This is a genomic window from Salmonella sp. HY31 (assembly GCF_042604575.1).
Classification (GTDB): Bacteria; Pseudomonadota; Gammaproteobacteria; order Enterobacterales; family Enterobacteriaceae; genus Salmonella; species Salmonella diarizonae.
Genome location: NZ_CP170479.1, coordinates 1068873 through 1087009 on the forward strand (window position 1 = coordinate 1068873; position 18137 = coordinate 1087009).

Annotated in this window: 14 protein-coding genes; 6 read left to right on the forward strand and 8 right to left on the reverse strand. The window is 55.9% G+C overall.

Annotated features, from left to right (window positions below; genetic code table 11):
- Positions 1 to 2: 2 nt before the first annotated feature.
- The 8 genes from panC to thpR all read right to left on the reverse strand — a co-directional run bounded on the left by panC (position 3) and on the right by thpR (position 6771).
- Positions 3 to 854 (reverse strand): pantoate--beta-alanine ligase, encoded by an 852-nt coding sequence (gene panC / locus ACE15A_RS04965; RefSeq protein ID WP_053508781.1) that lies wholly within the window; start codon positions 852 to 854, stop codon positions 3 to 5.
- A gap of 119 nt (positions 855 to 973) precedes the next feature.
- Complete coding sequence (panB, locus tag ACE15A_RS04970) at positions 974 to 1765, reverse strand: 3-methyl-2-oxobutanoate hydroxymethyltransferase (protein WP_053508779.1); 792 nt, start codon at positions 1763 to 1765, stop codon at positions 974 to 976.
- 122 nt (positions 1766 to 1887) lie between these two features.
- Positions 1888 to 2367 (reverse strand): 2-amino-4-hydroxy-6-hydroxymethyldihydropteridine diphosphokinase, encoded by a 480-nt coding sequence (gene folK / locus ACE15A_RS04975; protein WP_053508777.1) that lies wholly within the window; start codon positions 2365 to 2367, stop codon positions 1888 to 1890.
- A complete protein-coding gene (gene pcnB / locus ACE15A_RS04980; protein WP_205128315.1) occupies positions 2364 to 3761 on the reverse strand; it encodes a polynucleotide adenylyltransferase PcnB in 1398 nt (465 codons plus the stop codon). The genes folK and pcnB overlap by 4 nt, the downstream gene beginning before the upstream one ends.
- Before the next feature lie 161 nt (positions 3762 to 3922).
- Entirely contained in the window at positions 3923 to 4819 is an 897-nt protein-coding gene (gluQRS, locus tag ACE15A_RS04985; RefSeq protein ID WP_023245762.1) for a tRNA glutamyl-Q(34) synthetase GluQRS, read from the reverse strand.
- A gap of 68 nt (positions 4820 to 4887) precedes the next feature.
- Positions 4888 to 5343: an RNA polymerase-binding protein DksA gene (gene dksA / locus ACE15A_RS04990; RefSeq protein WP_001155232.1), complete on the reverse strand. Its 456-nt coding sequence runs from the start codon at positions 5341 to 5343 to the stop codon at positions 4888 to 4890.
- A gap of 176 nt (positions 5344 to 5519) precedes the next feature.
- Positions 5520 to 6224 (reverse strand): DNA/RNA nuclease SfsA, encoded by a 705-nt coding sequence (sfsA, locus tag ACE15A_RS04995; RefSeq protein WP_023245763.1) that lies wholly within the window; start codon positions 6222 to 6224, stop codon positions 5520 to 5522.
- A 16-nt stretch (positions 6225 to 6240) separates the two neighbouring features.
- Positions 6241 to 6771, reverse strand: coding sequence for an RNA 2',3'-cyclic phosphodiesterase (thpR, locus tag ACE15A_RS05000; protein ID WP_053508775.1), 531 nt, complete (start codon positions 6769 to 6771; stop codon positions 6241 to 6243).
- A gap of 72 nt (positions 6772 to 6843) precedes the next feature.
- On the opposite strand from thpR, the gene hrpB reads away from it, so the two are divergent.
- From hrpB to fhuB, 6 genes are all read left to right on the forward strand, one after another.
- Complete coding sequence (hrpB, locus tag ACE15A_RS05005; RefSeq protein ID WP_063390940.1) at positions 6844 to 9273, forward strand: ATP-dependent helicase HrpB; 2430 nt, start codon at positions 6844 to 6846, stop codon at positions 9271 to 9273.
- A 139-nt stretch (positions 9274 to 9412) separates the two neighbouring features.
- Positions 9413 to 11929 (forward strand): bifunctional glycosyl transferase/transpeptidase, encoded by a 2517-nt coding sequence (gene mrcB, locus ACE15A_RS05010; protein ID WP_023245766.1) that lies wholly within the window; start codon positions 9413 to 9415, stop codon positions 11927 to 11929.
- Between the two features lie 295 nt (positions 11930 to 12224).
- Positions 12225 to 14414 carry a ferrichrome porin FhuA gene (gene fhuA, locus ACE15A_RS05015; protein WP_053508773.1) on the forward strand — a complete coding sequence of 730 codons (2190 nt, stop codon included), beginning with the start codon at positions 12225 to 12227 and terminating at the stop codon, positions 14412 to 14414.
- A gap of 48 nt (positions 14415 to 14462) precedes the next feature.
- Complete coding sequence (gene fhuC, locus ACE15A_RS05020) at positions 14463 to 15260, forward strand: Fe3+-hydroxamate ABC transporter ATP-binding protein FhuC (protein WP_023245768.1); 798 nt, start codon at positions 14463 to 14465, stop codon at positions 15258 to 15260.
- The gene (fhuD, locus tag ACE15A_RS05025) at positions 15260 to 16150 is read left to right on the forward strand and encodes a Fe(3+)-hydroxamate ABC transporter substrate-binding protein FhuD (protein ID WP_053508771.1); all 891 of its coding nucleotides are present in this window, start codon (positions 15260 to 15262) and stop codon (positions 16148 to 16150) included. The genes fhuC and fhuD overlap by 1 nt, the downstream gene beginning before the upstream one ends.
- Complete coding sequence (fhuB, locus tag ACE15A_RS05030; RefSeq protein ID WP_023245770.1) at positions 16147 to 18129, forward strand: Fe(3+)-hydroxamate ABC transporter permease FhuB; 1983 nt, start codon at positions 16147 to 16149, stop codon at positions 18127 to 18129. Before fhuD ends, fhuB begins: the two co-directional genes overlap by 4 nt.
- Positions 18130 to 18137 lie beyond the last annotated feature (8 nt).

The window sequence follows — 18137 nt, forward strand, 5'->3', positions numbered from 1 at the left end:
ATTCAGGATAGCTCAATAATTTTATTATCGATAAGCCGCGCTTGTCCCAGCCATGCGGACATCAGGATCACCGCGCGTTTGCTGGCGTCCGTCAGTTCAAGCAGCGTGTCGGCATCGCGGATCTGGATATCATCAGGGCGGAAGCCTTTTTCATTCAACTCCTGGCCTGCGATGGCAATCATCTCTTCAAGGTCGCGCTCTCCGGCCTGTAATTTTTCGCCTAAGTCGCTCATCACGTTATATAAACCCGGCGCTAACTTACGTTGTTCCGCCGTCAGATAGCCATTACGCGAGCTAAGCGCCAGTCCATCTTTAGCGCGGACGATAGGCACGCCGACGATCTCAATATCGTAGCCCATATCGGCGACCATTTTGCGGATAAGCCGAAGTTGTTGAAAATCCTTCTCGCCAAAGCAGGCGATGTCCGGCTGTACCAGGTTGAACAATTTGCTGACGATAGTGGCGACACCGCGAAAGTGTCCCGGACGGCTGGCACCTTCCAGCATGGTAGAAAGGCCGGGAACGTCAACATAAGTTTGCCCTTCCGTACCCTGCGGATAGATCTGGTCCGGGGCCGGGGCAAATATGATATCGACTTTGCGCTTATTCAGTTTTTCACAATCTTCTTGCAACGTGCGTGGATAGCGCGTCAGATCGTCCGGGCGATCAAACTGCATCGGGTTGACGAAGATACTGGCCACTACCACATCGGCGCGGTCTTTAGCTTCATCAATGAGTTTCATATGTCCATCATGCAAGTTACCCATCGTTGGCACCAGCGCAATACGTTTGCCTTCCAGACGCAAACGGCGGATATGCTGGCGCAGCAGCGGCAGAGTTTCGATAATCAACAAGTTATGACTCCTGTAGTTGACTGAGTTCCCGTACGTTGTAGGCCTGATAAGCGTCGTGCCATCAGGCATTTTCCCGGATGGCGACGCAATGCGTCTTATCCAGCCTACGAATGCCCTAATTAATGGAAACTGTGTTCTTCGCCCGGATAAACACCAGACTCGACTTCAGCCATATACTGCCGTACTGCGGCGCGGATGTCGCCCGCTGTGCTAAGGAAATTTTTCGCAAATTTAGGGATATGCCCGCCGGTAATACCGAAGGCATCATGCATGACCAGAATTTGCCCATCGGTAACGTTGCCCGCGCCAATACCGATAACCGGAATGGAGAGCGCCTGGGTGACGCGTTTCGCCAGCTCAACCGGTACGCACTCCAGCACTAATAGCTGTGCACCCGCCGCTTCCAGCTCCAGAGCATCGCTGAGTAGTTGATCACCCGCATCACCGCGGCCCTGAACTTTGTAACCGCCAAAAATATTGACCGACTGCGGCGTCAGCCCCAGATGACCACACACCGGTACGGCGCGTTCGGCCAGCATCCTGACGGTATCGGCCAGCCAGGCGCCGCCTTCAATTTTGACCATATTCGCGCCCGCGCGCATTAAGGTCGCCGCGTTTGCAAATGTCTGCTCCGGCGTGGCGTAAGCCATAAACGGTAGATCGGCCAGCAGCAGACAATTCGGCGCGCCCCGACGTACCGCGCGGGTGTGATAGGCGATATCTTCTACCGTAACCGGCAGGGTAGAGTCGTGTCCCTGTACCGTCATGCCGAGTGAGTCGCCAACCAGCATTACGTTGATGCCTTCATCGGCGAACAGCCTGGCAAAACTGTAGTCGTAGGCGGTAATGGTGGCGAAGCGTTTTTTTTCCTGCTTATATTTGCGCAACAGGGCGATAGTGGTGGGTTTCATAACGTTTCCTGATGGTAAAGGTTATATTTCCCGGCATTCTAACAGTCATATTCAGAGGGGCAATTGATTTAAGCAATCGATTGGCGTGAAAGCAGTAAACGCTAAAGAAAGGGGGAAATCCTTTACCAACTGGCCGGTTTTTCTACTGCCAGAAGCGTAAGTTGCTGGCGCAGAGTGAGCCCGTCCGGAAAGATCAATTCAGGCGCAACTTCAAACAGCGGCCACAGCATAAAGCCGCGGTTTTTCATATCGTAGTGCGGCACCGTCAGACGTTCGGTATTAATGATTTTATCGCCAAACAGCATGATATCGATGTCCAGCGTGCGCGGTCCCCAGCGTTCCGCTTTGCGCTCGCGACCCTGTTGTCGTTCAATACGCTGGGTATAATTAAGCAATTCTTCGGGGGCGAGAGCGGTATCCAGAGCCACCGCGGCGTTCAGGTAGTCAGGCTGATCCTGTGGACCAAGCGGTGGCGTGCGGTAAAACGAAGAAACCGCGACGATACGGCTATCGGGAATATCGGCGATAGCCTTCAGGGCGGCATTGACCTGCTCCAGCGGAGAAGCCAGATTACTGCCAAGCGCGATATATGCGATCGTCATGCGGCACCCTCGCGACGCGGCGTTTTTCGACGCGGACGTGAACGGCGGCGGCGCGGAGCAGGATCGTCGTCCAGCTCGTTAAGCATCCCTTTTTGTTCCGGCGGCGCGGAAGCCTGAAACTCGCCCCACCACTGCGCCAGACGTTGCAGTTCAGTATTATTTTCCACCTGAGCGCGCAGCTCCAGCAAATCAAACGCGGCGCGGAATTTGGGATGTTCCATCAGCTTCCAGGCGCGTTTGCCCTGACGTCGCGACATCCGTAACTGAAGCTGCCAAATATCACGGGTAAGCGTGGTAAGGCGTTTCGGGATCGCCAGCGAGCGGCAGGCTTCATCCAGCACGTCATTCATGGCCAGCGCGAAAGCATCGTAATAGGCAAGGCCGCTCTCCTGAGCGATTTTTTGCGCCATCTCCAGCAGCGGATACCAGAACATGGCGGCAAACAAGAATGCCGGGTTAACGCGCATCTCGTTACGGATGCGGTTATCCGTATTCTTCAACACCTGCGCAATGATGCGTTCCATTGCGCTGTCGCCGTTTTCGGTGAAATAACGCGTAATGGTAGGAAACAAGGGCTGGAAGAGGTTGTATTCCCGCAGTTGTTGATAGGTTTCAAAACCGTTCCCCGCCTGCAACAGCTTCAGCGACTCTTCGAACAGGCGTGCGGGAGGAATGTCGTTTAGCAAGGTCGCCAGACGCGGGATTGGTTCCGCCGTTTCAGGGCTGATACGCATATTGAGCTTCGCGGCGAAACGCACGGCGCGCAGCATCCGAACCGGATCTTCGCGGTAGCGCGTTTCCGGATTGCCGATCAGACGAATCACGCCTTCTTTCAGATCCTGCATCCCGCCGACGTAATCGCGCACGGTAAAATCCGCCACGCTGTAGTAAAGGCTGTTGATGGTGAAATCGCGGCGCTGAGCATCTTCTTCGATAGAGCCAAAGATATTATCGCGCAGCAGCATACCGTTTTGCCCACGCTGGGAAGTAGTACGGTCGCTTTCACTGCCTTCATGATGACCACGAAACGTTGCCACTTCGATAATTTCCGGGCCAAACATCACGTGAGCCAGGCGGAAACGACGTCCCACCAGACGGCAATTGCGGAATAATTTCCGTACCTGGTCCGGCGTAGCGTTGGTGGTCACGTCGAAATCCTTCGGCTTTTTGCCGAGCAGGAGATCGCGGACGCCGCCGCCGACCAGGTAGGCTTCATAGCCCGCTTTGTTCAGCCTGTACAGTACCTTGAGGGCATTTTCACTGATATCTTTGCGGGAGATAGCGTGCTGTTCACGCGGGATAATCGTCATATGTGGACGGGCGACGGCTTGTTCTGCCTCGCTCTCCTCGCGGCTTAACACCTTACGGCAAAAATTAGCGACTCGGGTAAAAATAGCGCACCTCGGTAGTGTCATACATTAATAAGATCAACTTACTCTATGTCTTTCGCATTACGGCAGACGGGCGTAAGAGAACAACGCGACCCGGGCTGTAAGCTTCATTAACGCCGCAGCAATGCGAAAGACGATGAGTAAAAATAGCGGCTAATCATAGCTCAGCGAGACGCATTTGAGAATGCCGGATTTACATTAGCCGATGTGGGTACGGCTGTAAGCCTCCAGTGCGCCACTGCAAAGCGCAGCAACTCCTCAACAGACATCTCCTGCCACGCTACGACGGCGCGCTGGCCTAAAAAGCGTAATGCCTGGACCAGTACCGGGCGCGGATCGCCCGTTGGAAGCGCAGAGGCATGATTCTGCTTGGAAAGTTTAGCGCCTTGTTCGTTGAGCGCCAGCGGAAGGTGAACGTAACCTGGCGCACGCCAGCCAAACTGTTTATACAGTGAAAGTTGTCGGACAGTGGGTTCGATTAAATCCGCGCCGCGGACGATCTCCGTCACCCCCTGAAAATGATCGTCGACCACTACGGCCAGATTATAAGCAAACAGTCCGTCGCGGCGGTGGATAATAAAATCTTCGCTAGCCAGTTGTGGGTCAGCCTGGATGTCGCCGCGCAAGGCATCATGGAAACGCATCACCGGATGCTGCTGTTTAATTCTGACGGCGGCATTCTCCGGCCCGTGGCATAACGTCCGGCAATGGCCGTCGTAAATACCGCCCAGACGTTGAATGCGCGAGCGGGGGCAGGTGCAGTAGTAGCTCAGTCCCTGCTCGTGAAGCCAGGCCAGCGCCTCGCGATAGGCCTCATGACGCTGTGATTGCCATAAGACCTCGCCATCCCAGTGCAGGCCGTAATGTTCCAGTTGACGCAGAATGGTCGCTGCGGCACCGGAAACTTCACGTGGGGGATCGATATCCTCTATGCGAACGCGCCAGACTCCGCGTTGCGCGCGGGCTTGTAGATAGCTGCCGAGGGCGGCGATTAACGAGCCGAAATGCAGTTCGCCGGATGGCGACGGCGCGAAACGGCCAATATAGTGTGAGTCAGTCATGCTGCGGGCAATAAAGAATAAGGCGGGAAAACTCCCGCCTGTCATAAATAGGGTAGAAACGAACGGGATTAACCCGCCATCTGTTTTTCGCGAATTTCAGCCAGCGTTTTGCAGTCGATGCACAGATCGGCTGTCGGACGCGCCTCCAGGCGGCGGATACCAATCTCCACCCCGCAGGATTCGCAATAACCGAAGTCTTCATCTTCCACTTTCTTCAGCGTCTTCTCGATCTTTTTGATCAGTTTGCGCTCACGGTCACGATTACGTAACTCCAGGCTAAACTCCTCTTCCTGCGCGGCGCGATCGACCGGATCGGGGAAGTTAGCGGCTTCGTCCTGCATGTGCGTCACAGTGCGATCGACTTCATCCCGGAGTTGATTACGCCATGCTTCAAGAATACGCTTGAAGTGCGATAGCTGGGCTTCGTTCATATACTCTTCGCCCGGTTTCTCCTGGTACGGCTCCACCCCAGCGATGGCGAGAATACTCAGGGACGATGTTTTACGGTTTTGCCCTTCTTGCATGTTGCTTCTCCTTAACACGCACTATCGATCCCCATGTTCGGGGGAAAATCAGGTCGCTATAAATAGCAGATGCTTTTCCGGATAGCAATTATCTAAACGTAACACTTGACAACCCTGTGAGGAAAAGCGTATTTACGCACGCGGCCAGAATACTTATTAATCAGGCGGTTATTCCACTACAACGTTATGGGTACTGGTTCGTTCAGTTCCATTTTTGTGGCTGAAAGTTCTGCTTTATAAGCTAAAACTTCCACACCTTTATTCTGAGCCTCGCTCAATAGCTGCGCGTATTTTATATCGATATGACGTGCGGGTGAAAAACGTGTAATGGCGGAGTGCAGCACCGCGAACAACACCACCGCGCGATGACCTGCCGCCGCAACGCCCATCAACTCCCGAAGATGTTTTTGCCCTCGTTCGGTGATGGCATCGGGAAAATAACCGTTTTCTTTTTCCGCTAACGTGACCGATTTCACTTCAATATAGCAGTCCGGGCGGAAATCTGCCTGTAACATAAAATCTATACGGCTGCGTTCGGCGCCATATTTGACTTCACTTTTCAGAATATTGTACCCCGCCAGAGCTGGCAGACGATTCGCTTGAATCGCTTCTTTCGTTAGCCGGTTCGCCCACAGAGTATTTACGCAAATGAATGCGCCGGATTGCGTTTCAGTCAATTCCCAGGTGTGCGGATATTTGCGTTTAGTATTTTCTGATGTTGAATACCAGACGGTATCGCCAGGCGTGGCGCAGCCGGTCATTGCGCCAGTATTAGGACAGTGCAGCGTGAGCGCCGTACCGTCAGGGGTGATCACATCGGCTAAAAAACGTTTATAGCGCTGAATCAGCGTAGCGCGTTGTAAAGGGGGTGAGAATAGCATCGAAATTCCTTCATGATTATTCGCCCAGCGTCCAGCGCTGTAGCTCGGCATAGCGGGTGCGGCCCTGCCCATACGAAGTGGCGTAAAGCGCAAACGACGTGACCGGGAATGACCAGCAAAAGCCCGGCGGCGGGATAGCCACCGCATGGCTGGCGTCGCGCAGCAGCGTAATATGCGGGTGAAAAGGCTGCGGGCTTTGGTAACAACCGCTGCGGGCGGCCTGCGCGCGCAGCATGTTCGCCAACTGCAACAACCCGCGCGGCGGCTGGCGCATCCCCAGCCACACAACGCGCGAACGCAGCCACTGACCGGCGTCATCCAGATGCAGCGTAAAGCCCGGCTGGCGAATTCGTCCGGCCAGTTGCGCAAGCGCGCGCTGCTTATCGTTACTGACGTTGCCTAAGAAGGCCAGTGTCAGGTGTAGGTTCGCCGCCGCGACGGGGCGTCCGTCTTCAGATGCAAAATGGACGGCGCGCCAGGCGATAATTTGCGCGCGCGCCTCGTCGGGTAAGTCAATAGCAAAAAACAGCCGTTTTGGCTCAGACATAGGGATACTCGGTTATGGATTAACACGATGCTACAATGCGGCGCAAAGAAAGTTAACCCTGTGGAGCCGTTTGTGACGTCATTGCCCGTTGCCGCCGTATTGCCTGAATTGTTGACCGCCCTAAAAACCGCGCCGCAGGTTTTGTTGTCCGCGCCTACCGGGGCGGGGAAATCCACCTGGCTGCCGTTGCAACTCCTGCAACAAGGTCCGGTTGCTGGAAAAATCCTCCTGCTTGAACCGCGTCGTCTGGCGGCGCGTAATGTCGCGCAGCGTCTGGCGGAAGGGCTGAATGAAAAGCCAGGCGAAACGGTAGGCTACCGGATGCGCGCGCAAAGCTGCGTGGGGCCGCATACCCGGCTGGAAGTGGTGACAGAAGGCGTATTGACCAGAATGATCCAGCGCGATCCCGAATTACGCGGCGTGGGGCTGGTGATACTGGATGAATTTCATGAGCGCAGTTTACAGGCGGATTTAGCTCTGGCGCTGTTGCTGGATATCCAGCAAGGGCTCCGTGACGATCTCAGGCTGTTAATCATGTCTGCGACGCTGGATAACAACAGGCTTTGTCAGCGATTGCCCGATGCGCCGACGATCGTCTCGGAGGGGCGCGCGTTTCCGGTGGAGCGACGTTATCAGCCGCTCGCGGCGCATTTGCGTTTTGATGAGGCCGTCGCGATGGCGACAGCGGAACTGCTGCGCAATGAAAGTGGTTCGCTGCTGCTATTTTTACCCGGCGTAGGCGAAATACAGCGCGTTCATGAACATCTGGCGTCGCGGGTAGGGCGCGATGTCCTGCTTTGTCCGCTGTATGGCGCATTGTCTCTGGAGACGCAACGCAAAGCGATTATTCCCGCACCTGCCGGGATGCGTAAAGTGGTGTTGGCGACTAACATTGCCGAAACCAGTTTGACGATTGAAGGGATTCGTCTGGTCGTCGATAGCGCTCAGGAGCGCGTGGCGCGATTCGACGCGCGAACGGGACTGACGCGGCTGGTTACGCAGCGTATAAGTCAGGCGTCAATGACGCAGCGCGCGGGGCGCGCCGGACGACTGGCGCCGGGTATCTGCGTACATCTGCTGGCAAAAGAACAGGCGGAGCGGGCGGCGGCGCAAAGCGATCCGGAAATCTTACACAGCGATCTCTCCGGTTTGTTGATGGAGGTGTTGCAGTGGGGATGTCACGATCCGGCATTGCTTTTCTGGCTGGACAGGCCGCCAGAAGTGAATCTTCAGGCCGCCCGCCGTTTATTATTGATGTTAGGCGCGCTGGAGGGTGAGAGATTAAGCGCGCGGGGCCGGAAAATGGCGGCACCAGGTAACGATCCGCGTCTGGCGGCGATGTTAGTCAACGCCGGCGAGGGCGATAGCGCCGCCACCGCCGCTATGCTCGCGGCAATCCTTGAGGACCCGCCGCGCGGCGGCGGTACGGATTTAAGCGTGGTATTTTCGCGGCGACAGCCGGGCTGGCAGCAGCGTAGCCAGCAGCTTTTAAAACGGCTGCAGGTACGTAATGGCGAGCCGGATAGCGCGCTTATCGTGCCGCTGTTGGCCAGAGCGTTTAGCGACCGCATCGCGCGGCGTCGTGGTCAGGAAGGGCGCTATCAGTTAGCCAATGGCATGGGGGCGATGCTGGACGCGGATGACGCGTTGGGACGTCATGAATGGCTGATCGCGCCGCTGTTGCTGCAAGGTAGCGCCTCGCCGGACGCCCGAATATTGTTGGCGCAGCCGCTGGATATCGCCTCGCTGATTCAGGCGTGTCCTGATTTACTGCGCCAGTCCGACACGGTTGAATGGGACGAAGCGCAGGGAACGTTGAAAGCGTGGCGCAGAATGCGTATTGGGCAGTTGACGGTTAACGTTCAGCCACTGGCGAAGCCGTCTGAAGAGGAGCTTCATCAGGCGATGCTGAACGGCATCCGCGATAAAGGTCTGGCCGTCCTTAACTGGACGCCGGAAGCGGAGCAGTTCCGTCTGCGTCTGCACTGTGCGGCGAAATGGCTGCCGGAATATGACTGGCCTGCCGTGGATGAGGCGTCGCTGCTGGCGACTCTGGAAAACTGGTTGCTGCCGCACATGACAGGCGTACAGTCGTTACGAAGTCTGAAATCTCTGAATGTGACTCAGGCGTTACGGGGACTGCTTGACTATCCCATGCTGCAACGTCTGGATAGTGAACTGCCTGGGCATTACACTGTGCCGACGGGAAGCCGAATAACGATTCGTTATCATGAAGATAACCCGCCCGCACTGGCGGTCAGAATGCAGGAAATGTTCGGCGAGGCAAGTACGCCGACGCTTGCGCAGGGGCGAGTGCCGCTGGTGCTGGAACTGCTTTCGCCCGCGCAGCGACCGCTACAGATTACGCGCGATTTAAGCGCTTTCTGGCAGGGCGCGTATCGCGAAGTGCAAAAAGAGATGAAGGGCCGTTACCCCAAACATGTCTGGCCGGACGATCCGGCGAATACGGCCCCAACGCGGCGCACGAAGAAGTATTCGTGACGTGTTATACGTTGCCCCAGCCCGGATAAGGCGTTAATCGCCCTCCGGCGAAAGGGTAAATTGAGAGATTTCTTCTTCTGTCGTCTGGCGGAAGAATAGAGAATCGGGCCTTTGCGCCTGTATGTTGCGGAGAAAAAGCATGGCGGGGAATGACCGCGAGCCGATTGGACGTAAAGGGAAACCGTCGCGTCCTGTGAAACAAAAGGTGAGCCGTCGTCGGCAGCATGACGACGACTATGATGATGACTATGAGGATGAAGAACCGATGCCGCGTAAAGGTAAGGGCAAAGGGCGTAAGCCTCGTGGCAAGCGCGGCTGGCTGTGGCTATTGTTAAAACTGTTTATCGTTTTTGTGGTGCTGTTCGCCATTTACGGCGTCTATCTGGATCAAAAAATCCGCAGCCGTATTGATGGCAAGGTCTGGCAGCTTCCGGCGGCGGTATATGGCCGGATGGTGAACCTTGAGCCAGACATGCCTGTCAGCAAAAACGAGATGGTGAAATTGCTGGAAGCGACGCAGTATCGTCTGGTGACGAAGATGACTCGTCCCGGCGAATTTACCGTGCAGGCCAATAGCATTGAGATGATCCGTCGTCCGTTTGACTTCCCGGACAGCAAAGAAGGGCAGGTGCGCGCGCGGCTGACTTTCGATGACGGGCGTCTGGAAACCATTGTCAATCTGGATAACAACCGCCAGTTTGGCTTCTTCCGCCTCGATCCGCGGCTTATCACCATGCTTTCTTCGCCAAATGGCGAGCAGCGTTTATTCGTCCCGCGCAGCGGTTTCCCGGATCTGCTGGTCGATACGCTGTTGGCGACGGAAGATCGTCATTTCTATGAGCATGATGGCATTAGTCTTTACTCCATCGGGCGTGCGGTACTGGCCAACCTGACGGCGGGACGCACGGTGCAGGGGGCCAGTACGCTGACCCAACAGCTAGTGAAGAACCTGTTCCTCTCCAGCGAAAGATCATACTGGCGTAAAGCGAATGAAGCCTACATGGCGCTGATCATGGATGCCCGTTACAGCAAAGATCGTATCCTTGAGCTGTACATGAACGAGGTCTACCTCGGTCAAAGCGGGGACAATGAAATTCGCGGTTTCCCGCTGGCAAGCCTGTATTACTTTGGCCGTCCGGTAGAAGAACTGAGCCTCGATCAGCAGGCGTTACTGGTAGGGATGGTAAAAGGGGCGTCGATTTATAACCCGTGGCGCAATCCGAAACTGGCGCTGGAGCGTCGTAATCTGGTGCTACGCCTGCTACAGCAGCAGAAAATCATCGATCAGGAACTCTATGACATGCTGAGCGCGCGTCCGCTTGGCGTACAGCCGCGCGGCGGCGTTATTTCACCGCAGCCGGCGTTTATGCAGATGGTTCGTCAGGAACTGCAGGCGAAGCTGGGGGATAAAATTAAAGATCTTTCCGGCGTGAAGATCTTCACCACCTTTGACTCCGTGGCGCAGGATGCCGCAGAGAAAGCCGTTGTCGAAGGCATTCCGGCGTTAAAGAAACAGCGTAAGTTGAGCGATCTGGAAACTGCGATGGTGGTAGTGGATCGCTTTAGCGGCGAGGTGCGCGCGATGGTCGGTGGGGCGGAGCCGCAGTATGCCGGCTATAACCGCGCCATGCAGGCGCGTCGTTCCATCGGGTCGCTGGCGAAACCGGCCACCTATCTGACTGCGCTAAGTCAGCCGAACTTATACCGCTTGAACACCTGGATTGCCGATGCGCCGATTTCTCTGCGCCAGCCGAATGGTCAGATCTGGTCGCCGCAGAACGACGATCGTCGCTACAGCGAAAGCGGGAAAGTAATGCTGGTGGATGCGTTAACTCGCTCGATGAACGTACCGACGGTAAATCTGGGGATGGCGTTAGGCTTACCAGCGGTAACCGATACCTGGACGAAGCTCGGCGTGCCGAAAGATCAGCTCAATCCGGTTCCGGCTATGCTGCTAGGGGCGCTGAACCTGACGCCGATCGAAGTTGCGCAAGCGTTTCAGACTATCGCCAGCGGCGGAAATCGCGCGCCGTTATCAGCGCTGCGTTCGGTTATTGCGGAAGATGGTAAGGTGCTGTACCAAAGTTATCCGCAAGCTGAACGCGCCGTACCGGCACAGGCGGCTTACCTGACGCTCTGGACAATGCAGCAGGTCGTCCAGCGTGGTACGGGGCGTCAGCTTGGCGCGAAATATCCGGGTCTGCATCTGGCGGGTAAAACCGGGACGACAAACAACAATGTCGATACCTGGTTTGCCGGTATCGACGGCAGCCAGGTAACCATCACCTGGGTAGGTCGTGATAACAACCAGCCGACTAAACTGTATGGCGCCAGCGGCGCGATGGCGATTTACCAGCGCTATCTGGCGAACCAGACGCCGACGCCTTTAGTTCTGACGCCGCCGGAAGATGTGGTGGATATGGGCGTTGATTACGACGGTAATTTTGTCTGTAGCGGCGGCGTGCGAACTCTACCGGTCTGGACGGACGATCCGAATACGCTGTGCCAGCAGGGCGAGATGATGCAGCAACAGCAGCCGTCAGGCAATCCGTTCGATCAGTCATCTCAGCAGCAGCCTGCGCAGCAACAGCCGCCGAAAGAAGAGAAGAGCGACGGCGTTGCCGGCTGGATTAAAGAGATGTTCGGCGGCAATTAATTGCGGTAATAGTGCCGGGTGGCGCAGCGCTTACCCGGCCTACACCGTTACGACCACACTACGCACTCCCGTATGCCGGATAAGACGTCTTGCGTCGCCATCCGGCAAATCCCCCGTAAATAACATTCCAGTCTAATTTATTAACCCTTTCCTTTCATCTGGTTGTTTCTTAACCCCTTAGTTTTCGTAGGGCCGCGTATCGCTTGCCATTGCGACGATATTTCGCCTATTATGCTGCGGTTATAATAATAATTCTCGTTTACGTTATCATTCACTTTTCATCAGAGATATACCAATGGCGCGTCTTAAAACTGCTCAGCCAAACTCCTCACTGCGTAAAATCGCAGTTGTAGTAGCCACAGCGGTTAGCGGCATGTCTGTCTACGCACAGGCGGCGGTTCAACCGAAAGAAGAAACCATTACCGTAACCGCAGCGTCTGCCCCGCAGGAAAGCGCCTGGGGACCGGCTCCGACCATTGCCGCGAAGCGTTCCGCCACAACCACCAAAACTGATACGCCTATCGAAAAGACGCCGCAGTCTGTTTCGGTCGTGACCAACGAAGAGATGCAAATGCATCAGTTCCAGTCGGTGAAAGAAGCGTTGGGTTACACGCCGGGCGTAACGGTAAGCAGTCGCGGCGCTTCCAATACCTATGATTTCGTTATCATTCGTGGTTTCTCATCTGTCGGTCTGAGTCAAAATAACTATCTGGATGGATTGAAGCTACAGGGTAATTTTTATAACGATGCGGTCATCGATCCCTATATGCTGGAGCGTGTTGAGCTGATGCGCGGGCCAACGTCCGTTCTCTACGGTAAGAGCAACCCGGGCGGTATCATTTCGATGGTCAGCAAGCGGCCGACTACTGAGCCGCTGAAAGAAATTCAATTCAAAATGGGGACGGACAATTTGTTCCAGACCGGTTTTGATTTTAGTGATTCCCTGGATGACAACGGTGAGTTCTCATATCGTCTGACGGGGCTGGCGCGTTCGACAAATGAGCAGCAAAAGAGTTCTGAGTCGCAACGCTATGCTATTGCCCCCTCTTTTACCTGGCGTCCTGATGAGAAAACGAATTTTACGTTCCTCTCTTATTTCCAGAATGAACCAGAGATTGGCTACTACGGCTGGTTGCCGAAAGAAGGAACGGTTGAACCGCTGCCAAACGGCAAACGCCTGCCGACGGATTTCAACGAAGGGGCGTCAAACAACACCTATTCTCGTAACGAGAAAATGGTGGGATACAGTTTCGAGCATGGCTTTAACGACACCTTTACCGTGCGCCAGAATTTACGTTTTGCTGAAATGAAAACCGCGCAAAAAAGCGTCTATGGTACGGGGATTGCGGCAGACGGCCATACGCTTAACCGCAGTACTATCGTTGACAACGAGCGTTTACAGAATTTCAGTGTAGATACACAACTGGAAAGTAAATTCGCAACCGGCGATATTGATCATACGTTGCTGACGGGTGTCGATTTCATGCGTATGCGTAATGATATTAACGCCACGTTTGGCAGTGCGCCGTCAATCGATCTCTATAATAACTACCATCCTGAATACTTCGCTTTCGGCGGCGCTGAGCCGTACCAGATGAACGAAAGTAAACAAACAGGCATCTATATTCAGGATCAGGCGGAATGGGATAAGTGGGTGTTTACCCTCGGCGGTCGCTATGACTGGTCTAAACAAGCGACAACGGTACGTCAGAATTCCATAACGCCGATGGAAGGCTATATTGAACGTAATGACCACCAGTTCACCTGGCGCGGTGGCGTAAACTACGTATTCGATAATGGGATTTCACCTTACTTCAGCTATAGCCAATCTTTCGAGCCAAGCGCCTTCGATTTATGGAACATTCCACGCGTTTCTTACAAGCCGTCAAAAGGCGAGCAATATGAAGCAGGGGTGAAATACGTACCGAAAGAGATGCCGGTTGTTGTTACGGGGGCCGTTTATCAACTGACCAAAACCAATAACCTGACCGCCGATCCAACCAACCCAGTAGCGCAGGTGCCGGCAGGTGAAATTCGCGCGCGAGGTGTAGAGCTGGAAGCCAAAGCAGCATTGACGGCTAACATCAATATGACGGCGTCTTACACTTATACTGATGCTGAATACACGAAAGACACTAACCTGAAAGGTAATACTCCAGAGCAGGTGCCTGAACACATGGCTTCGCTATGGGGCGATTACACCTTTAACCAAGGTCCGTTGTCAGGTTTAACGCTGGGAACTGGCGGTCGTTTTATTGGTTCCAGTTACGGCGATCCGGCCAATAGCTTCAAGGTAGGCAGTGCAGCGGTGATGGATGCGGTCATCAAGTACGATCTGGCGCGTTTTGGTATGGCGGGCTCCAGCATTGCGGTTAACGTTAACAACCTGCTTGACCGCGAATACGTCGCCAGCTGCTTCCAGACCTACGGCTGTTTCTGGGGCGCGGAGCGTCAGGTTGTCGCAACGGCAACCTTCCGTTTCTAATTTCTTTTTGGGCACGGCTTGCCGTGCCCGTTTTACAAGTTGGCTGCGATGCAGGAAAACCACATTCATCCCGATACCACCTTTGCGCTGCGAAGCGTCGCCTTTCGCGTGCCGGGCCGCACGCTTTTACACCCTCTTTCGTTAACGTTTCCCGCAGGCCGCGTCACCGGACTTATCGGCCATAATGGTTCCGGTAAATCCACGCTGTTAAAAATGCTGGGACGCCATCAGCCGCCTTTCGAAGGGGATATTCTGCTCGACAATCAGCCGCTGGCGAGCTGGAGCAGCAAGGCGTTTGCCCGCAAAGTCGCGTATCTGCCTCAGCAATTGCCGCAGGCGGAAGGAATGACGGTGCGCGAACTGGTGGCGATTGGCCGCTATCCATGGCACGGCGCGCTGGGACGCTTTGGCGTCGCGGACCGGGAAAAAGTAGAAGAGGCGATTACGCTGGTCGGCTTAAAACCGCTGGCACATCGTCTGGTAGACAGTCTTTCCGGCGGTGAGCGCCAGCGCGCGTGGATCGCAATGCTGGTAGCACAGGACAGCCGTTGTCTGCTGCTGGATGAGCCGACGTCAGCGCTGGATATCGCCCATCAGGTTGACGTGCTGGCGCTGGTGCATCGCTTAAGCCAACAACGTGGCCTGACGGTGATTGCGGTGCTGCATGATATCAATATGGCGGCGCGTTATTGCGACTATCTGGTGGCGCTGCGCGGCGGCGAAATGATTGCGCAAGGAACACCTGCGGAACTCATGCGCAGCGACACCCTGGAGCAGATTTATGGCATCCCGATGGGCATCCTTCCGCATCCGGCGGGCGCCGCACCTGTGAGTTTTGTGTATTAATGCGTGATTTATATCCTCTTACTCGCCGCCGTTTATTAACGGCGATGGCGCTCTCGCCGCTGCTTTGGCAAATGAATACGGCGCAGGCTGCCGCTATCGATCCCCGCCGGATTGTGGCGCTGGAGTGGCTGCCGGTTGAGCTGTTGCTGGCGCTCGGTATTACGCCTTATGGCGTGGCGGACGTGCCAAATTATAAGCTGTGGGTTAGCGAACCGCCGTTGCCGGATTCGGTGATTGATGTAGGTCTTCGCACTGAACCCAATCTTGAACTGCTGACGGAGATGAAGCCGTCGTTTATGGTCTGGTCGGCAGGTTACGGACCCTCGCCGGAGAAACTGGCGCGGATCGCGCCGGGGCGCGGGTTCGATTTTAGCGACGGCAAAAAGCCGCTGGCGGTGGCCCGACGATCGCTGGTTGAGCTGGCGCAGACGCTGAATCTGGAAGCCGCGGCAGAAAAACATCTGGCGCAATACGATCGCTTCATCGCAAGCCAGAAGCCGCGTTTTATCCGCCGCGGGGGACGTCCGTTACTGATGACGACGCTTATCGATCCGCGGCATATGCTGGTGCTGGGCCCGAACTGCCTGTTCCAGGAGGTGCTGGACGAGTATGGCATCCGTAACGCCTGGCAGGGGGAAACCAACTTTTGGGGCAGTACGGCGGTCAGCATCGATCGGCTGGCGATGTATAAAGAGGCGGATGTCATTTGCTTCGACCACGGGAATAACACCGATATGAATGCGCTGATGGCGACGCCGCTGTGGCAGGCCATGCCGTTTGTCCGCGCCGGGCGTTTTCACCGGGTGCCTGCCGTTTGGTTCTATGGCGCGACCCTCTCCACGATGCATTTTGTCCGCATCCTGAATAACGTGCTGGGAGGGAAGGCGTGAATAAACGTGTGGCGCGCTTCCCGGCCTTTCTGCTGGTTGGGTTGTTTATCATCGCGGTCTGGCTGACCTGGACGAATCTCTCCATAGCGCTACCGCGCGACCAGTGGCGGCAGGCGATGTGGTCGCCGGATGTTGATGCCATTGGACAGATGATTTTTCATTACAGTCTGCTGCCAAGACTGGCGATTTCACTGCTGGTAGGCGCGGGGCTTGGGCTGGTAGGCGTACTGTTCCAGCAAGTATTACGTAACCCGTTGGCGGAACCGACCACGCTGGGCGTGGCGACCGGTGCGCAATTGGGGATCACGGTGACTACGCTATGGGCGATTCCCGGCGCGCTGGCGACGCAGTTTGCCGCCCTGACGGGAGCCTGCATCGTCGGCGCGCTGGTGTTTGGTGTGGCGTGGGGCAAACGCTTGTCGCCGGTAACCCTGATCCTCGCCGGGCTGGTGGTCAGCCTCTATTGCGGGGCTATCAACCAGCTATTGGTGATTTTCCATCACGATCAGTTGCAAAGCATGTTTTTATGGAGCACCGGAACGCTGACGCAAACTGACTGGAGCGGCGTGCAGCGTCTGTGGCCCCAGTTGGTGGGCGGCGTAATGCTCACTTTATTATTGTTACGTCCGATGACGCTGATGGGGCTGGATGACGGCGTTGCGCGTAATCTGGGGCTGGCGCTGTCGTTAGCGCGTCTGGCGGCGCTGTCGCTGGCGATTGTGTTGAGCGCGCTGCTGGTCAACGCAGTGGGCATTATTGGTTTTATCGGTCTGTTTGCGCCGCTGCTGGCGAAAATGCTTGGCGCAAGACGCCTGCTGGCGCGCCTGATGCTGGCGCCGCTCATTGGGGCACTTATTTTGTGGCTATCCGATCAGATTATCCTTTGGCTAACTCGCATATGGATGGAAGTCTCCACCGGGTCAGTGACGGCATTAATCGGCGCGCCGCTACTGCTATGGCTGCTGCCGCGGCTTAAAAACATGAGCGCGCCGGATATGAACGCCAGCGATCGCGTGGCGGCGGAACGTCGGCATGTCCTCGCTTTTACCGTTGCCGGTGGGGCGCTCCTGCTGCTGGCAACATGGGTCGCGCTCTCTTTTGGTCGTGACGCGCACGGCTGGACGTGGGCGAGCGGAACGCTGCTTGAGGAGCTGATGCCGTGGCGCTGGCCACGGATACTGGCGGCGTTAATGGCGGGCGTCATGCTGGCGGTGGCGGGCTGTATTATTCAGCGTCTGACCGGTAATCCGATGGCCAGTCCTGAAGTGCTGGGGATCAGTTCCGGGGCTGCGTTTGGCGTGGTGTTGATGCTGTTTCTGGTGCCGGGGAATGCTTTCGGTTGGCTACTGCCTGCCGGAAGCCTTGGCGCGGCGGCGACATTGCTGATCATTATGATAACCGCCGGACGCGGCGGTTTTTCGCCGCAACGGATGTTGTTGGCGGGGATGGCGCTCAGCACCGCGTTTACCATGCTGCTAATGATGCTCCAGGCGAGCGGCGATCCGCGGATGGCGGAAGTGTTGACCTGGATCTCAGGATCTACCTATAACGCTACTGGCGGGCAGGTTACGCGAACCGCGATAGTGATGGTGATTTTGCTGGCAATTGTGCCGTTGTGTCGCCGCTGGTTAACGATTTTGCCACTGGGCGGCGATGCCGCGCGCGCGGTGGGTATGGCGCTCACGCCGTCGCGTATCGCGCTGCTGGCATTGGCGGCTTGTTTGACGGCAGCCGCGACGATGACCATTGGGCCGCTGAGTTTCGTTGGACTGATGGCGCCGCATATTGCGCGGATGCTCGGTTTTCGCCGGACGATACCGCATATGGTCATCTCGGCGCTGGCGGGGGGCGTTTTACTGGTCTTTGCCGACTGGTGCGGCAGGATGGCGCTATTTCCGTATCAGATCCCGGCGGGACTGCTTTCAAGCTTTATTGGTGCGCCGTACTTTATTTATCTGTTACGTAAACAGAGCCGGTAATAAAAAAG

Bases quoted from the DNA above. Each gene is read 5' to 3' on its own strand.
- panB (WP_053508779.1), bottom strand. From the start codon at position 1,765: ATGAAACCCACCACTATCGCCCTGTTGCGCAAATATAAGCAGGAAAAA.
- folK (WP_053508777.1), bottom strand. From the start codon at position 2,367: ATGACGATCGCATATATCGCGCTTGGCAGTAATCTGGCTTCTCCGCTG.
- gluQRS (WP_023245762.1), bottom strand. From the start codon at position 4,819: ATGACTGACTCACACTATATTGGCCGTTTCGCGCCGTCGCCATCCGGC.
- dksA (WP_001155232.1), bottom strand. From the start codon at position 5,343: ATGCAAGAAGGGCAAAACCGTAAAACATCGTCCCTGAGTATTCTCGCC.
- sfsA (WP_023245763.1), bottom strand. From the start codon at position 6,224: ATGCTATTCTCACCCCCTTTACAACGCGCTACGCTGATTCAGCGCTAT.
- thpR (WP_053508775.1), bottom strand. From the start codon at position 6,771: ATGTCTGAGCCAAAACGGCTGTTTTTTGCTATTGACTTACCCGACGAG.
- mrcB (WP_023245766.1), top strand. From the start codon at position 9,413: ATGGCGGGGAATGACCGCGAGCCGATTGGACGTAAAGGGAAACCGTCG.
- fhuA (WP_053508773.1), top strand. From the start codon at position 12,225: ATGGCGCGTCTTAAAACTGCTCAGCCAAACTCCTCACTGCGTAAAATC.
- fhuC (WP_023245768.1), top strand. From the start codon at position 14,463: ATGCAGGAAAACCACATTCATCCCGATACCACCTTTGCGCTGCGAAGC.
- fhuD (WP_053508771.1), top strand. From the start codon at position 15,260: ATGCGTGATTTATATCCTCTTACTCGCCGCCGTTTATTAACGGCGATG.